Source organism: Endozoicomonas sp. ISHI1, from assembly GCF_024606225.1.
Classification (GTDB): Bacteria; Pseudomonadota; Gammaproteobacteria; order Pseudomonadales; family Endozoicomonadaceae; genus Endozoicomonas_A.
In genome coordinates, this window is the sequence record NZ_JAGRPU010000139.1 from 1 (window position 1) to 1,195 (window position 1,195).

Below are 1,195 nucleotides of genomic sequence, written 5' to 3' on the forward strand. Positions count from 1 at the left end.
ATGACGTACGAATTTAGCCCAATAGCGAATGGATTCACAGACGCTGATTTTTTAAGTCTGGATCTATGAGACGTTCACAACAAAACCAGATTTTCTACTCAGTAGTCCGATCACTGCTTCTACTACTGACAATCATTTTTGGGGAGTCGTTGCCTGCAGCGGGACTCGTCGGCTCAAGCCCGCTGCCAGCCCATTTCTTGTATGCCGGTAAATTAGCTGAACCTGAAACGCCCGCCCCTCTTCCGGCTGGGTTTATGCCATTCGCCCTCAGTTTTCCGGGGCTGCTGCCAAATAACAGTCCTCTTGAGTGTCTCCAACTGCCTCTCCTGCCCGTTTGGCCAATGAAGCAAACACGCCTGGTTATGTCCCCCGAAGCCTCAAAACACCCTTCCACTGAGCTGATCGCTATGGGCACTGCCGGGGGGGAAGATGATGGCGATAAACCACCTGACGGGAACAACTGGAATCCTGATCCGGAGCCTAACCTCTCCCCTGTTCTTGCCCCTGTTCAAAAATGCCTGCAACAAAAAAGGCAACTGCTTCGAATGCTACGAATCAAACGACTATGGGCTACTGCGACGGGTCAAACCACTTTGGCCCGGATATTGTCAGACCGGATCATGGTGATTGAAGCAGATCTTTTTGATCTGGAAAGGTCAGACCCTGCTACGATTCAACCGGGGCTAATTCAGACATGGCTGGCAGACAATGGTCATGAACTCAGTGTTTACCGTGAGATCGCTGCTGGCAACTATTCTGGCCGACAGGCAGGTACCGGGGAAAACAATCCATCCTCACGAACGACCAAAGCAGCGACGACCGTAAAAACTGGTCAGACCGGCCAGATGAGTGGATCTGCTGCCCGTAACCAGGGAACTGGTTCAACAGGCGGCAGTGGTCGTGGAGATGATGACCCGCTGAAACCCTCAGCTGGGCAGGATGCCAGAAATCCGATGGTAACTTGTTCAAAATGTGACAAGGCACTGAATCGACAGGAATTAAGACGTTTAGCCAACGAGGAATCAGCTTCAGCATTTTTATGCAGCAAGTGCCTGCCGGTCACTCACAGTAAAAAAAGAGCAAAACGAATCCGCGAAGAAACAGAGTCGGATTCATCAGAACCGGCTCAGAAAAAAAAGAGGAGCCCGGGTAGAAAAAGAAATAATTCAACCGCAGCGGCTGCACCACCGGCCAA

At 51.1% G+C, this 1,195-nt stretch carries 1 protein-coding gene; it reads left to right on the top strand.

Annotated features, from left to right (window positions below):
• Positions 1-254: 254 nt before the first annotated feature.
• Positions 255-1,195: hypothetical protein (locus tag KBW69_RS23405; protein WP_257282545.1), on the top strand; the 941-nt coding region annotated here is incomplete at its 3' end.